General features: G+C 69.1%; 1 protein-coding gene. It reads right to left on the bottom strand.

The genetic code is table 11. The annotated features are described in order from the left end of the window. A partial coding sequence (locus tag AAEY79_RS14920) for a hypothetical protein (protein WP_352289168.1) occupies positions 1–272 on the bottom strand: 272 nt, incomplete at both ends.

Genomic DNA, 272 nt, shown 5'->3' with positions numbered 1-272 from the left:
CCGCTCGACCGTGCCCGCATAGTCGCTCGACGGCGACCAGCGGTCGGCCTCGTGCTGCAGCGCATCGGGCAGCGTCGTGTTCGCCGCGATGTCGCCGCCGCCCGCGAGATCGATCTCGTAGCGCGCTTCGAACGCGTTGATCTGGGCGCGCGCTTCGGCTTCGAGCGCCTTGCGCGTGAAGCGGCTGCGGCCGCTGTAGTCGAGCGAATCCAGTGTGCCGTCGATCGCCTCGACCGCATGCTTCGCCTCGTGCGCGAGCGTATAGGTGATGC

The organism is Psychrobacter sp. GW64-MNA-CIBAN-0177 (assembly GCF_040309585.1).
GTDB lineage: Bacteria > Pseudomonadota > Gammaproteobacteria > Pseudomonadales > Moraxellaceae > Psychrobacter > Psychrobacter okhotskensis.
Note: the sequence above shows the minus strand (reverse complement) of the source record. Positions and strands in the feature narration are given on the sequence as shown.